This is a genomic window from Rhodococcus gannanensis, assembly GCF_042681175.1.
Taxonomy (GTDB): domain Bacteria; phylum Actinomycetota; class Actinomycetes; order Mycobacteriales; family Mycobacteriaceae; genus Rhodococcus_G; species Rhodococcus_G gannanensis.
On sequence record NZ_JBHUFB010000009.1, the window covers coordinates 213786 to 231322 of the forward strand.

Here is a 17537-nt window from a genome sequence, read left to right on the forward strand (position 1 = left end):
CCGCCTACCCTGGTAGGCGTCGCACATCCGTAGGAGGCAGTTGAAGTGCAGGTCACGAGCGTCGGACACGCCGGATTCCACATCCAGACCGAGGCGGGGTCGATCCTCTGCGACCCGTGGGTGAACCCGGCCTACTTCGCGTCGTGGTTCCCGTTCCCGGACAACACGGGCCTCGACTGGGACACGCTCGGCGACGTCGACTACCTGTACGTCTCGCACCTGCACAAGGACCACTTCGACCCGAAGACCCTGGTCGATCACGTCAACAAGGACGCGACGGTCCTGCTGCCCGACTACCCGGTGCCGGACCTGCGCCGCGAGCTCGAGAAGCTCGGGTTCACGAAGTTCTTCGAGACCGAGGACTCGGTCAAGCACACGGTGAGCGGCCCCAAGGGCGACCTCGACGTGATGATCATCGCGCTGCGCGCCCCCGCGGACGGCCCGATCGGTGATTCCGGTCTCGTCGTCTCCGACGGCGAGACGACCTGCTTCAACATGAACGACGCCCGCCCCGTCGACATGGACGTGCTGCACGACGCGTTCGGCAAGGTCGACATCCACCTGCTGCAGTACTCGGGTGCCATCTGGTACCCGATGGTCTACGACATCCCGGCGGGCACGAAGCGGAACTTCGGCAAGCAGAAGCGCCAGCGCGGCATGGACCGCTGCCGCTCCTACATCGAGCAGGTCGACGCGACGTGGGTGGTGCCGTCGGCAGGCCCGCCGGTGTTCCTCGACGAGGCGCTGCGCGACCTCAACGACGACCACGGCGACGAGGGCAACATCTTCCCCGACCAGATCGTGTTCCTGGAGCAGATGCGCATCCACGGCAACGACGGCGGGCTGCTCATGATCCCCGGTTCCGTGGTGGACATCCACGGCTCCGAGCAGACGCTGACGCATCCGATCCCGGACGCCGAGGTCGACGCGATCTTCTCCGACAAGGCCGCCTACATCGAGGCGATGGCGCAGCGGATGGCGCCGGTGATCGCGGCGGAGAAGGCGTCGTGGGCGCCTGCGGAGGGCGAGCCGCTGCTCGCTCCGCTGAAGGCGAAGTTCGAGCCGATCATGGCGCAGTCGGACCTGATCTGCGACGGCATCGGCTACCCCATCGGCCTCGTGATGGGCGACGAGACCGTCGTCCTCGACTTCCCGAAGCGTGTCGTCCGCGAGCCGATCGACGGAGAAGGCAAGTACCGCTACGGTTTCCGCATTGCACCGGAGCTGGTGCGTACGGTGCTGCGCGACGACGAGCCGGACTGGGTGAACACCATCTTCCTGTCCACCCGCTTCGAGGCGTGGCGTGTCGGCGGCTACAACGAGTTCCTCTACACCTTCTTCAAGTGCCTCACCGACGAGCGGATCGCCTACGCGGACGGCTGGTTCGCCGAGGCGCACGACGACTCGGCGTCGATCGAGCTGGGCGGCTACGAGATTCAGCGCCGCTGCCCGCACCTCAAGGCGGACCTGTCGAAGTTCGGTGTCGTCGACGGCAACACCCTCACCTGCAACCTGCACGGCTGGCAGTGGGACCTCGAGTCCGGCCGCTGCAAGACGTCGAAGGGCCACGAACTCCGCACGGCCAAGCTCTGACCCCCCTTGCCTGGGGCACAATGTCACATCGTGTGCATCTGACGCGCACGATGTGACATTGTGCCCACGCCGGGGCGCCCAGCTGTCATCCCACGGCTGTCAGGCGACCGCGTCGGGCGCTGCCATCCAGGTGTTGCAGGCGCTCAACAGGTTTCGCTCGGCACCCCGGACGAACCACGCACCGGAGTTCTCCGGGGTGCCGTGGTCCCGGTCGCGCCCTGCATAGTCGCCGCGGTTGCGGTTGTCCTCCGCAGCGAGGGCGAGCGTCGTGGGGTCGACGGTCGCGGCGAGGTACATGCCGGACAGACACTGTGCCTGCAATTCCAGGCGCCTGCTGACCTCCAGGCCCGCAGGCGTGTCCCGTCCTGCATCCTTCCGCTCACGCTGCGCTGCGGTGGACGTCCCGCTCAACCACTGGACATGGTGCGCGTACTCGTGCGCGAGCATCGCGAAGGCCACCGCGGGCTGCCCATCCGGTCCGGTTCTCGTGGACAGGTAACTCTTCGGCACGATGTGGATCGAGCCTGCGCAGTGGAAGCTGTTCTCGTGCGGGACGTCGCAGTCGCTGCTCGTCACCTCGACGGAGATCTCGAACTTCGGTGTCGCCCAAGGAAGTTTCAGCTTCCTGAGGACGGGCTCCCAGGACCGGTCGAGGCACTCCAGGGCGGTCGCGAACCACTCACGCACCCCCTCCTCGAACCGCGACCACTGCGGTAGTGCACATCCCGCACGGGGCAGCGAGACGTCCGCCATCAGCGGGTTTGTCGCTGTCGCCGCCACCGCTGCCGGGGTAGTCGCCGTGGTCGGTACCTGTTCGGCCGCGGGCGCTGCCGCACCCCCGAATCCCGTGCGCTCGCCCGAGCATGCGGTCACGGCGGCCGCCACCAGCAATGTGGCTGCGAGCGCACGGAAACGGACCGTCATCGAATCCCCCTGACCGGACGTCCCCACGCCCGACGAGACTGTAGACCCTCGCCGGGCGGCCGGGGGGGACCCGCCCACACTCCTGACGGTGAGGCTGACTACATTGGCGTCCGATCACGACACGGCTGGGGGGCTTGCATGGGGGGAATGGCGGCGGACGCCGACGCGCTGACGGCGTTGAGCGGCACACTCCGGGCGCTCGCCGAGGAGGCTGCGGACCTGCGAACCGGGCGAGCTGCGGGCTACCTTCCGATCATGGGCGGGGTGATGCCGTCGGTTCTGGAGGCGTCGTCGATCTCGGCGGATCTCATCGACGGCACGCTGGTTCCGGCCCTTGCCGAACGCCTCGGGGAGACCGGTGAGGTGATGGGCCGCATCGCCGACGAGTACCGCGACGCGGACGATGCGGCGGCCGCCGGACTCGCCGCCGCGTACACCTCCGCGACGGGCGACTGGTCGGCGGAATGAACCGTACGGACATCGACTCCTGGAACCCTCTGGCGCTCAGTGACATCGCTCGGTCGTGGACCGAGTTCGGGGCACGCGTCGAGGAGCTGATCGACCGCTATGTCTCCTCCGTGACCAAGGTCGGCGACAACTACTGGGAGGGGATCGCCGCGGAGGCGGCGCAGAATCGCGCGCAGGCGGACCGCTCCACGGTGGTCACGGTCGTCGATCACATTGCCTCGCTGGCGCAGCGTGCCGAACAGGGCTACCACGAGATCGACGCGCCGCTCCGACGCGCCCGCGCCGCCATCGCCGGCGCCGAAGCCGACCTGTTCGTCGTCTCGGACACCCTTCAGGTGACGGACCCCGCGCCGTCCGAGGAACGCGCCACCGCGCTCGCCGACTGGCAGCGGGAGATCCTCGAATCAGCAGCTGCGACGGCGGACGCCGACCGCCAGGTACGGGACGCACTCGCTGCAGCTCGGGACGGCCTGCGAGCCGTGTTCGTCACAGCGGTCGGGCTCGGCGCCGATCAGGGACGTTCCGACGCGGACGCGCTCGCCTCGGGTGATCTCGATCCGGAGCAGCGTCGCCGTCTCGTGGAGGCAGGCACCCTGACCGCCGACCAACTCGCCGATCTCGTCTCCGGAGGCACCACCGCGATTCCCGCGTCTCAGATGGAGTACCTGAACCAGGTGGCACGCGAGCTCGACGGTCGGAGCCCGGACGAGATCGCGAAGCTCATGGAGTCACTGCCTCCGGATGCGCGGACCGGACTGGCCAACTCGCTCCAGTTGGTGTCGAACCCCGACGTCACGACAACGGTCGCAGGCGATTCCGAGGTGCCAACTGCCGGAGGGAAAGACCTGTTGCCGGACGGGATCCGGGAGTCTCTCACTCGCGACGACCTCGTCGTCGGCGGCTACGAGTTCACCAACAGCGGGATGATCTCCACCGTCGAACTCAACGGTGTCGCGGACAACCAGGCGATCGCGCAGATCGCGGCGGCAGCCGACCCCGCATACAGGTCTGGAACCGATCTCGACCGGGCGCTGCTCGACGTCGGCAATCAGTATCTCGAGGCGCAGATCAAGCACGAACGCGACCCGAACGCCGACTTCTCGATCTTCACCGTCGACGGCCACTCGAACTTCGACCCCCGAATCACGGAGGGCATCTTCGCCGCCGTCGCCGACGACAAGGAGGCAGTGCTCGCCAAGGTGGAGGGGGAACACGGCGCGTTGTTCGTCGAGAACGTCCTCACGCGGGACTGGCCTGACGACGGCAAGGAAGTATCGGCGCTGTTCGCCTTCGCCGACGGCGACGCCACCATCACCGACCCTGCCGACCGCTATGACGTCGGGAAGGCGGTCCTCGCCGAGAAGGTCATGGAGTCTGTCGGGCAGCAGATCAGCACCAAGGAAATGTGGGATTCGCTGTCAAACGTAACCGGCACCGACAATTTGTCGGTCGGACAACTTAACCCGGAAATGATTCGGACACTCGCTCACTCGATGTCGCCGTACATCCCGGACCTCGCAGGCGGAAACTCATCGGCGAGCACGGCATTCGACCAGGGCGGTGGTTGGAATGAGTGGAACGGCTGGGAGGAGGGAAAATTCGGCGGAGCGTCGCAGGTGTTCGGGCTGATGACCACGGACCAGGCCGCGTCAGCCGAGTTCGTCAGCGCAGCGTGGCAACACCAGTATTCGTTCGAAGCCGGGTACGCCGCCGAGCCGGAAAGTCCCTTTGCGAACAGAAACTTGACGAACGCGGGCGTCGTGATGGGTCTCGTCGACAAGGGGCTCTACCTCTCCACCGACAACGCACATCAGAACGAAGCAGACCAGGCGAAGGCCATCTACGACCGCAAGTCCGACGCTTTCAACTTCTGGAAAGGTATCGGATCGATTGCCGCGGATCCTCTCGGTATCACCGGTGCCGCGATTACCGGGCTCGTTGACGCCGGTGGCGATCCACTGAAGGAGTCCTTCATCGGCAAGGAACCCGACCCTGCAAAGCCGACGGAATTGGATGGGCCAGGCCTCACCGCTTCCCAGTACCGCATTCTGTCGTCGCTACCCCAGCTTCCGGGCGATGTGATTGCTGACTTCCCCGACCTGATCGATGGCGACCAACTCCGGAGCTGGGAGCAGCTGCAAGCAGGCCAGGCTTCCGGCGGTCTCAGAGCAGACCTACGGACGATGTTCAGCAGGATCGGCCATCCAAGTGATGGCCACGAATCAGTAATGAAGGAGGCATACTCGCTTGTCACTCTCAAGGATGGCTGACAAATCCACACCGATCCTGTCGGCTGCATTCGTGTTCGCGCTCCTGACGGCCACAGCTTGCGCGACCGAACGCGACGGCGTGGAGGACGCGCCTCCACAACAGCCGGCGCCGCCGCTGTACAGCACCGTATGGTCGGCGGACGCAGGCACAGACCTGTTCGGACGTCCCGGCGAACTGATTCGTGCAACATCCGAGGCAGCCGAATTCTCGACGTATGCCGGCAGCGGCCACTCGTATCCCGGGTATGTCGATGCACTGAACACTTCCCGCGAAGCGCCAAACCCGGGAATCGACCCGATACTCCTATCGGTGACTGGATCGCCGCAGCGACCCGTCACCTTTGTCAGACACATCGTCGAAATGGAAAGCGGTCCGCATTCCGTTGCCGCGACGGTGTGCGGGTTCACGGTCCAACCCACTCCTGGCGAGAACTACAGCATGAATCCGCTTCGCCGGCCCATCCGAATAGGGCTGCGGAATCCCACGTCCGACGCGGGAGCGCCAGGCCAGGAAGATTCCGACCCGCTCACAACGGCGGCGGCAACAACCCGAACACCGACCTGGAACGTCTTCGAGGGGTGGAGCATCGAAGAAATCACGCTCCTCGAGGATGAGGACATCCCGGAGGCGTGCGTCGACTGGTGGCAGGGGAAGTTCCCCGAGTTCACACGAAAGCCCGGTGGCAACATCCTCTTCCCACCACCCGGCTACGTGTACCCCACCGCACCGGTCGCGGCGCAGTACCCCGAGTGGATTCCGCCCAGTGGCGACAACTGACGCGCTGACGGCGCTGTAATCGGCTCCCCTCTCGACGGACGCGCCGAGGCCCCAATTCGTCCCACATCGCAACTACGGTGAAGCCATGGCACCGACACGCAGGGCGGTCGACGAGTTCCTCACCGCCTACGGCAACACGCTCGTCGCCTACGACGCTGCCGGCACAGCGGCCATGTGGGGGATGCCCGGGACGATCGTCACCGACGCGTTCACCGGATCGCTGTCGAGCCGCGGCGAGATGGCCGAGGGGCTCCGACAGGGCTACCCGCTGTATCGCAGGCTCGGGCTCGGCGGAATCACACACACAATGCTCGAGTTCGCGCCGCTCACGGAGGTCGTCGTTCGGATTCGGGTGCGCTGGCATTTCACCGACGCATTCGGCGAGCTCCTCACCGACAGTGACTACGAGTACGTCCTCCGCGCCGACCCGGATGGGCTGCACATGTACGTGGCCGTCGACATCGACGCCGACACGAAGCTGCGCGAGCTCGCCGCACGACTGGGAGTCGAACTCCCCGACCGGTGACATCCGCGAATGCCGAACGGGCGGTTACCGTTCCATCCACTCGCACGATGGTCCGGTAGCCGCCCGTTCGGGACTGTTCAGCTCAGGGTGCGCGCAGCACGTCCGTTCCGACGAACGGCTGCAGCGCCGCGGGGACCTTCACGGATCCGTCGGCCTGCTGGTGGTTCTCGAGGATCGCGACCATCCAGCGGGTGGTGGCGAGGGTGCCGTTGAGGGTCGCGGCGATCTGCGGCTTGCCGTTCTCGTCGCGGTACCGGACTCCGAGGCGGCGGGCCTGGAAGGTGGTGCAGTTCGACGTCGACGACAGCTCGCGGTAGCGCTCCTGCGTCGGCACCCAGGCCTCGCAGTCGTACTTGCGGGCCGCCGAGGAACCGAGGTCGCCGCCTGCGACGTCGATGACCCGGTACGGGACCTCGATCGCGGCGAGCATCTCGCGCTCCCAGCCGAGGAGCCGCTTGTGCTCGGCGTCGGCGTCCTCGGGCTTGCAGTAGGTGAACATCTCCACCTTGTCGAACTGGTGGACGCGGATGATGCCGCGGGTGTCCTTGCCGTAGCTGCCGGCCTCGCGGCGGAAGCACGACGACCAGCCCGCGTACCGCTTCGGGCCGGTGGACAGGTCCAGGATCTCGCCCGAGTGGTAGCCGGCGAGCGGAACCTCGGAGGTGCCGACGAGGTACAGGTCGTCCTGTTCCAGGTGGTACACCTCCTCGGAGTGCTGGCCGAGGAAGCCGGTGCCCTGCATGACCTCGGGACGCACCAGCACCGGCGGGATCATCATCGTGAACCCGTTCGCGGTGGCCTTCTGCGCGGCGAGCTGGAGCAGTCCCAACTGCATCAGCGCGCCGTAGCCCGTGAGGAAGTAGAACCGGGCGCCGGACACCTTCGCGCCGCGCTCCATGTCGAGCAGGCCGAGCGACTCACCGAGTTCGAGGTGGTCCTTCGGCTCGAAGTCGAACGTCGGCAGCTCGCCGACGGTCTCCAGGGTGATGAAGTCGTCCTCGCCGCCTGCGGGGGCGCCGTCCTGGACGATGTTGGAGATCGCGCGCTGCGCGGTCTCCAGTGCGGCGTCGGCCTCGTGCTGCGCCGCCTCCGCGTCCTTGACCTGCTGCGCGAGTTCCTTCGCCCCGGCGAGCAGCGCGGGCCGCTCCTCCGGAGACGCCTGCCCGACCTTCTTGCCGAGTGCCTTCTGCTCCGCGCGCAGGTTGTCGCCCGCGAGGACGGCGGCGCGGCGGGACTCGTCGGCCGCCAGGAGCGCGTCGACCAGCGCGGGATCCTCACCCCGCATCCGCTGCGACTGGCGAACGAGATCCGGGTTTTCCCGCAGGAACTTCAGGTCAATCACGCCTGAAACCCTACTTGGTCGGTCCTCACAAGGATGCTTGTGGACTGGTCGGGCACGCCGACCGCGCGTCCGGTTTCGGTGTGTCGGCGGTCCAGGCGCGCTGGGCAGGCATGATGGAGGCGATGTCCGACGAACGCAACGCCCCTGGCGACCACCCGACACCCGACGGCGGTGACACTCCGACGGCCGGCAGGTCCGGCGCTCCCCGCGGGGACGCCTGGGCCGGGCTTTCGCGCTGGACGGGCGGCACCCAGATGTCCGCCAAGACCACCCGTCGGGCCCTCGTCGCCGTCGCGCTCGGCGCCGTTCTCGCGGCCCTCGCGACGATCGTCGTCTCGGGCGGGTTCAAGGGCGGCGACGAGCTCACCACGCACGCGGGCAGCGCCGGACCCAACCCGACCGGTGCGGTCGCGGGCGAGGCGTTCGCGACCGCGACCTCGGGCGACTGCCTGACCTGGTCCGCGGCCGACGCCAGCGACCTGGAACAGGTCGAGTGTTCCGACGAGCACCTGTTCGAGGTGGCGGCAGACATCGACCTGGCCGTGTTCCCGGGCGCCGAGTTCGGTCCGGGTTCCCGATTCCCCAGCGTGCTGCGGTTCTCCCAGCTCCGCGACGAGCACTGCACGCCCGCCGTCAACGAATACCTCGGCGCGCACTTCGACCCGCACGGCAAGTTCAGCGTCGGCCTGATCAACCCCGGCGAGGCCGGGTGGGCGGCAGGAGAACGCACCATCCGGTGCGGCCTGCAACGGTCGAGTACGACCGGCACGATCCTGTCCGTGACGAACTCGGTCGCCGGCCAGGACCAGTCGAAGGTGTGGGACGCGGGCACCTGCATCGGCATCAACCAGAACGTGCCGAGCGATCCGCTGGACTGCGCGCAGGCGCACGCGTTCGAGGTGATCTCGGTGGTGGATCTGGCCGCGAAGTTCCCCGGCGGGTACCCGGCGATCGCGGATCAGGACGCGTACCTGGAGGAGACGTGTACGCAGGCCGCGGCGGAGTATCTCGGTTCCCCGGATGCCCTGCGGAACAAGACGCTGACCCTGTTCTGGGACAACCTGGAGCTGAGCAGCTGGCTCGCCGGCAGCCGCAAGGTCAACTGTTCCGTCGGCAAGGAGGTCGACGGCGGCGGCTTCTCGCCCATCGTCGGCAGCGCCAAGGGTGAGATCCTGATCAACGGCGCGCCGCCCGTCGCGCCGCCCCCTCTGCCCGAGGGCCGATCCGTTCCGACGCCGCTGCCCGGCGCCGCGCCGCTGGAGAACTGAATGCCGGTCACCATGTCCGAGGCCCGGTTCGACGACCTGGTCTCCGAGGCCCTCGACCTCATCCCGCCGCGACTGGCCGCTGCAATCGACAACGTCGTCGTGCTCGTCGACGCCCGCGACGAGGAAGACCCCGGGCTGCTGGGGCTGTACCAGGGCATCGCGCTCACCGAGCGGGACAGCCACTACGGCGGTTCGCTGCCCGACACCATCACGATCTACCGCGAGGCGATCCTCGAGATGTGCGAGTCGGAGGAGCAGGTGGTCGAGGAGGTCGCGATCACGGTGATCCACGAGATCGCGCACTACTTCGGCATCGAAGAGGACCGTCTGCACGAGCTCGGCTGGGGCTGACCGGCCTCCACCGGACGACACACGTCCCACCCCTGCATCCGAGCTGTTCGGCCCTGCGGAAATCGCGGGAACCGTTCCGGACCGCGGTGCGTCCAACCTCCTGACGGATCAGTTCGATCGAGCCAGGAGGGCCGCACGTTGTCCGGACACGTCTTCGTCTCACCCGAGGCACTGCTCGCCGCGGCCGCCCAGCTCGAGGCGCTGGCAGAACGGCTGCAGGCGACCGTGAACTCCTCCGCGCCCGCCCTCCACATGCCGCCTGCCGGCACCGAGGAGGTGTCGATCCTGACGGCGTCGCATTTCAACTCGATCGCCGACAGCTTCCTGCCCGCGGCGGCCACGGGTATCGCCGAGTTGTGGGCGGCCGCGGCGACGCTGCGCAAGCAGGCCGCCGAGTACGAGGGCCTCGACACCTCGTTCGGCACCACGCTCGCCGCCGGTATGTGACCGCCCACCCTTCGACCGTAGGAGCTTCGCCATGACCTTGGGATTCACCGGCGTCGTCTGGTATCCGCGCGGCGCGACCGTGAACTCGACCACCCTCAACGGCGGTATCGGCCCGGCGCCGCTGACCGCTGCCAGCAGCGCGTGGGCGTCGGTGTCGACGAGCCTCGCCGACGCCACACTGACGATCACGAAGGTGATGGCCGATCTGGCGGTCGGCTGGGAGGGCACCGCGGCGACCGCGGCGCTGAGCAGGCTGGCCCCGTTCCAGGTGTGGACGGAGGAGGCGTCGGCGCAGGCGGCCACGGCGTCGGCGAAGGCCGCAGCCCTCGCGACCGCGCACACGGTGGCCCGCGCGACCATGCCGAGCCTGGCGGAGATCGCGGTGGTCCAGGCCGCGAAGGTCGCCGCGTACGCGGCCAGCGGCGCGCTCGCCGGTGCGGGGGCCGCCGCCGAGGCCGCGGACCGGGCGATGGACCTGCGGGCCTCGCTGGTGATGGAGGCCTACGAGTCGGCGTCCACGATCGTGACGACACCGCAGAGCTTCACCCCTCCGCCGCCGCTGTCGAACGCCGCGGCGGCCGCACCCGGGGACACGCAGCAGCCGCCGGTGCCGACGAACGACCCGCTCACCGACTTCCTCGTGAACCCGGCCCAGGCCGTGCAGAACGCGGTCGGCGCGGCGCTCGCGCAGCCGGCGAATCCTGCGGTGGTCAGCGCGGCTTCCCAGGCCGGCAGCATCGTCGGAACGGGTCTGAGCACCGTCGCCCAGGCGTCCGCGTCGTTCGCACCCGCGGCGGCTGCCGCCATCGGCGGTGCGGGCGTCGTGCAGACGGACCCCGCCGCGGCGCGCGCGACGACGGGCGCACAGACCCATGCGGCCCGAGCGGGTTCCGGGGGCATGTCAGGGCTGCCCGGCTCGTCGGGATCGTCGCGAGTGACGCTCCCCGACGGCTGGGGCGGCGGCGCGGGGAACGCCGGTCGCGCGGCGCCCACCGGCGTTGCCGCGCCGATCGCCGAGCCGGTTCGCGTCGAGCCCGCGGCGGGCCGGTCGCAGCACGTCGGTGCACCGATGGGCTCCGGCGGCGCGCACGCCTCCGAGGAGGAGGAGCGCCGCAGCCGCGGCTATCTGAAGAACTTCGAGCACTTCGAGGACGGCCGCGTCGTCATCCCCTCGGTCATCGGAGGCGACCGGTGACGCCGGCCGGCCTGAGACTTCCCGCCGTCACCGTCGGTGTGGACGAGCTGGACCTGCTGACCCAGCTCGCCCGTATCGACGAGCTGCCGGTGGTGCTGGACGCGAGGTCCCGATTCGACACCACCGTTGCGCGGGACGCCGCGTTCGAGTCCTGCCGCGAGTCGCTCACCGAACGCGGGCTGCTGCCGGGGGGCCACCCCCATCCCGACGTCGTCGACCGGCTCACGATTCTCGCCCGCCCAGACGTCGAGCTGGCAGTGCGCTGGTACCGCGAGGGCACGGTGTCCCGGATGTGCATCGCCCAGGTCGGACAGATGACGGTGCTGGCGCTGCGCGGACCGGACTCCTACGTGCTGGCGGAGGTCCCGGCGGTCGAAGCAGAGCTGGTGCTCGACGTCATCGGGCGCAGCGTGGCACTCGACGTCGACTCGATCAGCGCGCCCACGGACCGGCTGGTGCTCGCCCTCGACGACCTCACCCACCCGCAGTCCGTGGTCCGGCGCCTCTCCGAGCTGGGCGCCCGGGAGACCGAGACGCTGGCATGGGCGCTGTCCACCTGCACTGCGCACGCCGAGATCGTCGCGCTCGTGCAGGGCGACGGACGCCGGTGGACGAGTGCCCCCGTGACGGTGTTCGACACCGCCGGGGGCCGGATCGTCGGAACCTCCAGCGTCTCTCCGGACGGGACGGCCTGGTCGACGCTGGGTCCGGGAGGCGACGCCCGGCTCCGTCAGGCGATCGGTGAACTGCTGACATGGGCGGCGGCTCCGCACGGAGCTGCCTCGTCCTGACAGGTACCCGGACAGGCTCCCGGTACCCTTCGCAGTGACATTCCGCGATCGAGACGTGTGGGTAGGGCAATGGGTGAACCGGTCGGACCGGCACAGGACGAGTCGCAGATCGACTGGCGGCGGCTCGAAGAGGTGCAGCTGACGCCGATCCTGTCGGCGTCCCTCGACGCGTTCTACGAGCTCGGTTACCACGGGACCACCGTCCGGGAGGTGGCGCGCCGCGTCGGAGTGACGGTCCCCGCCCTGTACTACCACCACGAGAACAAAGAGGGCCTGCTGATCGCCCTGCTCGAACTGTCGACGGCCGACGTGCTGGCGCGGGCCCACGCCGCCGACGCCGACGGCGGCGACGACCCGGTGCAGCGACTCGCGAACGTCGTCGAGGCGATCGTGCTGCGGATGACGACCCGACCCCGGCTGGCCGCCCTCGAAGGCGAGGTGCGCTACCTCAGCACCGAGAACCGTCAGCGGTATCGCGAGGTGCGCAAGGGAATCGAACAGGTTGTGTTGCGGGTCGTCGAGGACGGGGCCGCGAGCGGCGCCTTCGACGTCGACGACCCCGCCGAGACGACCCGAGCGATTCTCGGTATGTGCCAGTCGATTCCGCGCTGGTACCACGCCGAGGGCACCCTCTCGCCGCAGGAGGTCGCGGGCAAGTACGTTGCGATCGCCATGAAGATCGTGCTCACTGCACCCGAATCACCCTGACTTCCCGGGGATGTAGGCGCGACTACTTCCCGAACACCGCCGGACGCTTGGCGAGGAACGCGTCGACACCTTCGGCGAAGTCCGCCGACACGAGCAGGTCGAGCTGCCCGGCGCGCTCCCGTTCGAAGGCGGGGTCGAGCTGTCCGAGGGTCGCGTCGTTGATGGCGGACTTGGTGGCCGCGAATGCCTCCGAGGGTCCCTCGACGAATCGCTGCAGCAGGACTTCGACGTCGGCGGCGAAGGTGTCGTCCGGGTAGACGTCGGCGATCAGGCCGGCGGCGAGGGCGTCGGTGGCGGGAAGCCGCTCGGCGAGCAGCGCCATCTTCAGCGCCCGGGCCCGCCCGATCGACGCGGCGACCAGGGCCGTTGCCCCGCCGTCCGGCATGAGGCCGATCCGGGTGAAGGCGAGCAGCAGGTAGCTCGACTCGGTCGCGACGGTGACGTCCGCGGCCAGGGCGAGGGAGACGCCGACGCCTGCTGCGGGACCGTTGACGGCGGCGACGACGGGCCTCGGGAAGGCACGCAGGGTGGCGGCGACGCGGTTGGCGGCGTCGAGGGTGGAGGCGTCGGCCGGCCCGGGACCGCCGATCTTGTCCATGGCCGCGCCGAGGTCGGCGCCGGTGCAGAACGCGCGGCCGTTGCCGGTGAGGAGCACCGCCCGGACCGTTCGGTCGTCGGCGTGCTTGTCGAGCGCCTCGGCGACCGCGAGGAGCGTCTCCGTGGTGACGGCGTTCATCGACTTCGGGCGGTTGAGGCTGATGCGGAGGATGCCGTCGACCAGGTCGACCAGGACCTCGGAGGTGTCGGTGCTCATTGCTGTCCTTCTCTCTGGTTCGGTGTTCGCTGCGTCGTGGGCTACGTCAGCGACAGCGCGACCTTGCCTGTTGCGCTTCGTGATTCGAGGCTGCGCAGCGCGGCGGCGGCGTCCTCGAGCGGGAAGATCGTCGGTTCCGCGACCTGCAACTCGCCGGACGCCAGCAGGGGTTCGAGTTCGGCCCACTGCCGCGCCGGGTACCCGAAGTCGGTGCGGACGTACTCGCCCCATCCGGCGCCGACGACGGAGATGTTGTTCAGCAGCAACCGGTTCACCTTGACGGTGGGGATCTCGCCGCCGGTGAAGCCGAGGACGACGTGCCGGCCGTTCGGGGCGAGGGCGCGCAGGCTGTCGAGGAAGCGGTCGCCGCCGACGGGGTCGAGGACGATGTCGACGCCGCGGCCGCCGGTCAGTTCGGCGACGGCGTCCTTGAACCCGTCGGCGAGGACGGTGTGCGTGGCGCGGTTGGCCTTCGCGACGGCGGCCTTGTCCTCGGTGCTGACGACGGCAACGGTGTCGAGGCCGAGCGCGGCCGCGACCTGCAGGCAGGCCGTGCCGAGGCCGCCAGCGGCGCCGTGCACCAGGACGGTCTCGCCGGCGCGGTGGCGGGCGCGCTCGGTGAGCGCGAAGTGTGCGGTGAGGTAGTTCATCAGGAAGCCGGCACCGGCGGTGAGGGTGACGGCGTCGGGCAGCGCGAACACCGTGCTCGGGTGCACCGCGACCGTCCGCTGCCAGGCGCCGCCGAGTGCGAGGACCACCACCCGGTCGCCGGGGCGGAATCCGCTGTCCGCTGGCGCTTCCCGGACGATTCCCGCCCCTTCGACGCCGGGCACGAACGGCGTCGGGCGGACGACCTGGTAGCCGCCGGAGGTCTGCAGGAGATCGGGGAACGAGACGCCCGCGGCGTCGAGGTCGACGACGACCTGGCCGGCGGGATCGGGCTCGGGCAGGTCGACGGCCCGCACGCCGTCGGGTCCGATGGCCTCGATCACCTGCACAGCGCGCATGTCGACTCCCGCTTGGTTCGAACTTCCGGCCGCGTTCACGGCCGATTTCATCAGTACCAGACCGAACTGAACGTGCGCTAGCTAAAGTTCACCATTGACTGCGGTGCGGCCCCGTGGTAACCCTCTTAGCGAGCGTTCAGTAATCGATTACCGAAACGATATCGAGGAGGATTCATGGCCGACGAGTCGACCACCGCACCCGAGCCCGCCGCCCTGTACGAGCGCCGCGGCAACGTCGCACTCATCACCCTGAACCGCCCGAAGGCGATGAACTCCGTGAACGGCGCGCTGTCCACTGCCGTCGGCAACTTCCTCGAACAGGCCGAGGCCGACGACGAGGTGCGGGTCATCGTCATCACCGGCTCGGGACGCGCGTTCTGCGCAGGCGCCGACCTCAAGGCGATCGGGTCCGGCCAGTCGCTCGAGGCCGAGGGCCACCCCGAGTGGGGCTTCGCCGGCTACGTCCAGCACTGGGTGAGCAAGCCGACGATCGCCGCGGTCAACGGCTTCGCCCTCGGCGGCGGCACCGAACTGGTCCTCGCCAGCGACCTCGCCGTCGTGGACGAGAACGCCCAGCTCGGCCTCCCCGAGGTCAAGCGCGGCCTGTTCGCGGCCGCCGGCGGCGTCATCCGGATGCAGCAGCAGATCCCGAAGAAGGTCGCGCTCGAGCTCGCGCTCACGGGCGAGCCGATCACCGCCGCCGAGGGCAAGGAACTGGGCCTGGTCAACCGGGTCGCCCCCGCGGGCACCGCGCTCGACGTCGCGCTCGAACTGGCCGAGAAGATCGCCGTCAACGCGCCCCTGTCGGTGCGCGAGTCGAAGGCGATGATCCACCGCACCGCCCTCGGGGCCGACTGGGAGCCCGGCGTCTGGGAGGCGAACCTGAACTCCATGAAGATCGTCTTCACCAGCGCCGACGCCATGGAAGGCCCTCGGGCGTTCGCCGAGAAGCGCGCCCCCGTCTGGCAGGGCAAGTAACCATGATCCCGACCCGGCGCTCTGTCGAACCCCCTCCGGGGCGCCGGGTCGCCACAACCACCCCCACGAAAGGAACACCGTCATGACGAACGCAGTCATCGTCGACGCCGTCCGCCTCGCATCCGGCAAGGGCAAGATGGGCGGCGCGCTGTCCGGGACGCACCCGGTCGAGCTCCTCGCCACCGTCCTGCGCTCCATCGTCGAGCGCAACAACCTCGACCCCGCGCAGGTCGACGACGTGATCGGCGGCTGTGTCGCCCAGGTCGGCGAGCAGTCCCTCAACATCTCGCGCACCGCGCTGCTCTCGGCGGGCTTCCCGGACTCGGTGCCCGCCACCACCATCGACCGCCAGTGCGGTTCCAGCCAGCAGGCCGCGCACTTCGCCGCGCAGGGCATCATCGCCGGCGCCTACGACATCGTCATCGCCTGCGGTGTCGAGTCGATGAGCCGCATCCCGATGGGCACCGCCACCCTGGGCAAGGACACCCACGGTCCCGGCATCCACGCCCGCTACCCCGCGGGCCTGGTCAACCAGGGCATCTCGGCCGAGCTGATCGCCGCCAAGTGGAAGCTGGACCGCGACACCCTCGACGCCTACTCCGCGCAGTCGCACCAGCGCGCCGCCGCCGCGATCGCCGCGGGCGCCTTCGACAACGAGATCGTCCCGATCGACGTCGCGAACGCCGCCGGTGAGACGGCCGCGCACCTCGTCGACGAGACCGTGCGTGCCGCCACCACCGCCGAGGGCCTGTCCGGCCTCAAGCCGTCGTTCCGCACCGACGAGTACGCGGCCCGCTTCCCGGAGGCCGGCTGGAACATCACTCCCGGCAACTCGTCGCCGCTGACCGACGGCGCGTCCGCCGTGCTGATCATGAGCGAGGAGGCCGCGAACAAGCTGGGCCTGACCCCGCGCGCCCGCTTCCACTCGTTCTCCGTCGCCGGCGACGACCCGGTCTTCATGCTGACGGCGCCGATCCCGGCCACCCACAAGGTGCTCGCCCGCGCCGGTCTGAGCATCGACGACATCGACGCCTACGAGGTCAACGAGGCGTTCGCACCGGTGCCGCTGGCCTGGGCGCACGAGTTCAACGCCGATCCGGCGAAGCTGAACCCGCGCGGCGGCGCCATCGCACTCGGCCACGCGCTCGGCTCCTCGGGCACCCGCCTGCTCACCACCCTCGTGAACCAGCTCGAGGCGACCGGCGGCCGGTACGGCCTGCAGACGATGTGCGAGGGCGCGGGCATGGCCAACGCCACCATCATCGAACGCATCTGAGACCCCTTCTCTTCCAGACAGATTCGAAAGGTACATCCATGATCGTCAACGACAGCGTTGCCGTCGTCACCGGTGGCGCGTCGGGCCTCGGCCTCGCCACCACCAAGGCCCTGCTCGCCGACGGCGCACAGGTCGTCATCATCGACCTGCCGTCCTCCAACGGCGAGACCGTCGCCAAGGAGCTCGGTGACCGGGTGCGCTTCGTCGCCGCCGACGTCACCGACGAAGCCGCCGTCGCGGAGGCCCTCGACGTCGCGGAGTCCCTCGGACCGCTGCGTGTCGCCGTCAACTGCGCCGGCATCGGCAACGCGATCAAGACCGTCAACAAGAACGGCGCGTTCCCCCTCGCCGACTTCTCGAAGATCATCAACGTCAACCTGATCGGCACCTTCAACGTGCTGCGCCTGGCTGCCGAGCGGATCTCGAAGACGGAGCCGATCGACGGCGAGCGCGGCGTCATCATCAACACCGCCTCCGTCGCGGCCTTCGACGGCCAGATCGGCCAGGCCGCCTACTCGGCGTCGAAGGGTGGCGTCGTCGGCATGACCCTGCCGATCGCGCGTGACCTCGCGTCGCTGCTGATCCGCGTCAACACCATCGCGCCGGGCCTGTTCAAGACGCCGCTGCTCGGCTCGCTGCCCGAGGAGGCCCAGAAGTCCCTCGGCGCTCAGGTGCCGCACCCGTCCCGTCTCGGTGATCCCGCCGAGTACGGCGCGCTGGCCGCTCACATCGTGGCCAACCCGATGCTCAACGGCGAGACCATCCGTCTCGACGGCGCCATCCGCATGGCACCCCGCTGAC

The 17537-nt window shown here is 69.1% G+C and carries 18 protein-coding genes; 14 read left to right on the top strand and 4 right to left on the bottom strand.

All coding sequences use genetic code 11. The features are described from left to right. Window positions 1-45 precede the first annotated feature (45 nt). Entirely contained in the window at window positions 46-1593 is a 1548-nt protein-coding gene (locus tag ACFSJG_RS07745; protein WP_378484621.1) for a Rieske 2Fe-2S domain-containing protein, read from the top strand. 99 nt (window positions 1594-1692) lie between these two features. Here ACFSJG_RS07745 and ACFSJG_RS07750 read toward each other — a convergent pair whose 3' ends face one another. After that, complete coding sequence (locus ACFSJG_RS07750; RefSeq protein WP_378484622.1) at window positions 1693-2517, bottom strand: neutral zinc metallopeptidase; 825 nt, start codon at window positions 2515-2517, stop codon at window positions 1693-1695. Between the two features lie 147 nt (window positions 2518-2664). Between ACFSJG_RS07750 and ACFSJG_RS07755 the strand changes: the two genes are divergently transcribed. From ACFSJG_RS07755 to ACFSJG_RS07770, 4 genes are all read left to right on the top strand, one after another. Beyond that, on the top strand, window positions 2665-2985 hold the full coding sequence (locus ACFSJG_RS07755) for a hypothetical protein (protein ID WP_378484623.1): 321 nt from the start codon (window positions 2665-2667) through the stop codon (window positions 2983-2985). Next, the gene (locus ACFSJG_RS07760; protein WP_378484624.1) at window positions 2982-5255 is read left to right on the top strand and encodes a TPR repeat domain-containing protein; all 2274 of its coding nucleotides are present in this window, start codon (window positions 2982-2984) and stop codon (window positions 5253-5255) included. The genes ACFSJG_RS07755 and ACFSJG_RS07760 overlap by 4 nt, the downstream gene beginning before the upstream one ends. Next, entirely contained in the window at window positions 5248-6033 is a 786-nt protein-coding gene (locus ACFSJG_RS07765; RefSeq protein ID WP_378484625.1) for a hypothetical protein, read from the top strand. The genes ACFSJG_RS07760 and ACFSJG_RS07765 overlap by 8 nt, the downstream gene beginning before the upstream one ends. Before the next feature lie 85 nt (window positions 6034-6118). Then, window positions 6119-6559, top strand: a complete 441-nt coding sequence (locus ACFSJG_RS07770) for a hypothetical protein (RefSeq protein ID WP_378484626.1) — start codon at window positions 6119-6121, stop codon at window positions 6557-6559. Between the two features lie 82 nt (window positions 6560-6641). Here the strand turns inward: ACFSJG_RS07770 and serS are convergent, their stop codons facing one another. Further along, window positions 6642-7901: a serine--tRNA ligase gene (gene serS, locus ACFSJG_RS07775; RefSeq protein ID WP_378484627.1), complete on the bottom strand. Its 1260-nt coding sequence runs from the start codon at window positions 7899-7901 to the stop codon at window positions 6642-6644. A gap of 254 nt (window positions 7902-8155) precedes the next feature. Between serS and ACFSJG_RS07780 the strand changes: the two genes are divergently transcribed. The 6 genes from ACFSJG_RS07780 to ACFSJG_RS07805 all read left to right on the top strand — a co-directional run bounded on the left by ACFSJG_RS07780 (window position 8156) and on the right by ACFSJG_RS07805 (window position 12661). Continuing rightward, window positions 8156-9169 carry a septum formation family protein gene (locus ACFSJG_RS07780; protein ID WP_378485253.1) on the top strand — a complete coding sequence of 338 codons (1014 nt, stop codon included), beginning with the start codon at window positions 8156-8158 and terminating at the stop codon, window positions 9167-9169. Continuing rightward, the gene (locus ACFSJG_RS07785) at window positions 9170-9520 is read left to right on the top strand and encodes a metallopeptidase family protein (protein ID WP_378484628.1); all 351 of its coding nucleotides are present in this window, start codon (window positions 9170-9172) and stop codon (window positions 9518-9520) included. Between the two features lie 138 nt (window positions 9521-9658). After that, window positions 9659-9967, top strand: a complete 309-nt coding sequence (locus ACFSJG_RS07790) for a PE domain-containing protein (protein ID WP_378484629.1) — start codon at window positions 9659-9661, stop codon at window positions 9965-9967. A gap of 31 nt (window positions 9968-9998) precedes the next feature. Next, window positions 9999-11162, top strand: a complete 1164-nt coding sequence (locus tag ACFSJG_RS07795; RefSeq protein WP_378484630.1) for a PPE domain-containing protein — start codon at window positions 9999-10001, stop codon at window positions 11160-11162. Then, window positions 11159-11953 carry an ESX secretion-associated protein EspG gene (locus ACFSJG_RS07800; RefSeq protein ID WP_378484631.1) on the top strand — a complete coding sequence of 265 codons (795 nt, stop codon included), beginning with the start codon at window positions 11159-11161 and terminating at the stop codon, window positions 11951-11953. The genes ACFSJG_RS07795 and ACFSJG_RS07800 overlap by 4 nt, the downstream gene beginning before the upstream one ends. Window positions 11954-12022: 69 nt before the next feature. After that, window positions 12023-12661: a TetR/AcrR family transcriptional regulator gene (locus ACFSJG_RS07805; RefSeq protein WP_378484632.1), complete on the top strand. Its 639-nt coding sequence runs from the start codon at window positions 12023-12025 to the stop codon at window positions 12659-12661. 22 nt (window positions 12662-12683) lie between these two features. Here the strand turns inward: ACFSJG_RS07805 and ACFSJG_RS07810 are convergent, their stop codons facing one another. Together ACFSJG_RS07810 and ACFSJG_RS07815 are read right to left on the bottom strand one after the other, a co-directional pair. Next, window positions 12684-13475 carry an enoyl-CoA hydratase gene (locus ACFSJG_RS07810; protein ID WP_378484633.1) on the bottom strand — a complete coding sequence of 264 codons (792 nt, stop codon included), beginning with the start codon at window positions 13473-13475 and terminating at the stop codon, window positions 12684-12686. A gap of 41 nt (window positions 13476-13516) precedes the next feature. Next, the gene (locus ACFSJG_RS07815) at window positions 13517-14482 is read right to left on the bottom strand and encodes an NADPH:quinone oxidoreductase family protein (RefSeq protein WP_378484634.1); all 966 of its coding nucleotides are present in this window, start codon (window positions 14480-14482) and stop codon (window positions 13517-13519) included. A gap of 174 nt (window positions 14483-14656) precedes the next feature. On the opposite strand from ACFSJG_RS07815, the gene ACFSJG_RS07820 reads away from it, so the two are divergent. The 3 genes from ACFSJG_RS07820 (at window position 14657) to ACFSJG_RS07830 (ending at window position 17536) form a co-directional block, all read left to right on the top strand. After that, entirely contained in the window at window positions 14657-15460 is an 804-nt protein-coding gene (locus tag ACFSJG_RS07820) for a crotonase/enoyl-CoA hydratase family protein (protein WP_378484635.1), read from the top strand. An 82-nt stretch (window positions 15461-15542) separates the two neighbouring features. Then, window positions 15543-16736 carry a thiolase family protein gene (locus ACFSJG_RS07825; RefSeq protein WP_378484636.1) on the top strand — a complete coding sequence of 398 codons (1194 nt, stop codon included), beginning with the start codon at window positions 15543-15545 and terminating at the stop codon, window positions 16734-16736. A 38-nt stretch (window positions 16737-16774) separates the two neighbouring features. Next, on the top strand, window positions 16775-17536 hold the full coding sequence (locus ACFSJG_RS07830; RefSeq protein ID WP_007533116.1) for a 3-hydroxyacyl-CoA dehydrogenase: 762 nt from the start codon (window positions 16775-16777) through the stop codon (window positions 17534-17536). Window position 17537: the final 1 nt, after the last annotated feature.

Bases quoted from the DNA above. Each gene is read 5' to 3' on its own strand.
- ACFSJG_RS07750 (WP_378484622.1), bottom strand. From the start codon at position 2,517: ATGACGGTCCGTTTCCGTGCGCTCGCAGCCACATTGCTGGTGGCGGCC.
- ACFSJG_RS07755 (WP_378484623.1), top strand. From the start codon at position 2,665: ATGGCGGCGGACGCCGACGCGCTGACGGCGTTGAGCGGCACACTCCGG.
- ACFSJG_RS07760 (WP_378484624.1), top strand. From the start codon at position 2,982: ATGAACCGTACGGACATCGACTCCTGGAACCCTCTGGCGCTCAGTGAC.
- ACFSJG_RS07765 (WP_378484625.1), top strand. From the start codon at position 5,248: ATGGCTGACAAATCCACACCGATCCTGTCGGCTGCATTCGTGTTCGCG.
- ACFSJG_RS07770 (WP_378484626.1), top strand. From the start codon at position 6,119: ATGGCACCGACACGCAGGGCGGTCGACGAGTTCCTCACCGCCTACGGC.
- ACFSJG_RS07780 (WP_378485253.1), top strand. From the start codon at position 8,156: ATGTCCGCCAAGACCACCCGTCGGGCCCTCGTCGCCGTCGCGCTCGGC.
- ACFSJG_RS07785 (WP_378484628.1), top strand. From the start codon at position 9,170: ATGCCGGTCACCATGTCCGAGGCCCGGTTCGACGACCTGGTCTCCGAG.
- ACFSJG_RS07795 (WP_378484630.1), top strand. From the start codon at position 9,999: ATGACCTTGGGATTCACCGGCGTCGTCTGGTATCCGCGCGGCGCGACC.
- ACFSJG_RS07805 (WP_378484632.1), top strand. From the start codon at position 12,023: ATGGGTGAACCGGTCGGACCGGCACAGGACGAGTCGCAGATCGACTGG.
- ACFSJG_RS07810 (WP_378484633.1), bottom strand. From the start codon at position 13,475: ATGAGCACCGACACCTCCGAGGTCCTGGTCGACCTGGTCGACGGCATC.
- ACFSJG_RS07815 (WP_378484634.1), bottom strand. From the start codon at position 14,482: ATGCGCGCTGTGCAGGTGATCGAGGCCATCGGACCCGACGGCGTGCGG.
- ACFSJG_RS07820 (WP_378484635.1), top strand. From the start codon at position 14,657: ATGGCCGACGAGTCGACCACCGCACCCGAGCCCGCCGCCCTGTACGAG.
- ACFSJG_RS07825 (WP_378484636.1), top strand. From the start codon at position 15,543: ATGACGAACGCAGTCATCGTCGACGCCGTCCGCCTCGCATCCGGCAAG.
- ACFSJG_RS07830 (WP_007533116.1), top strand. From the start codon at position 16,775: ATGATCGTCAACGACAGCGTTGCCGTCGTCACCGGTGGCGCGTCGGGC.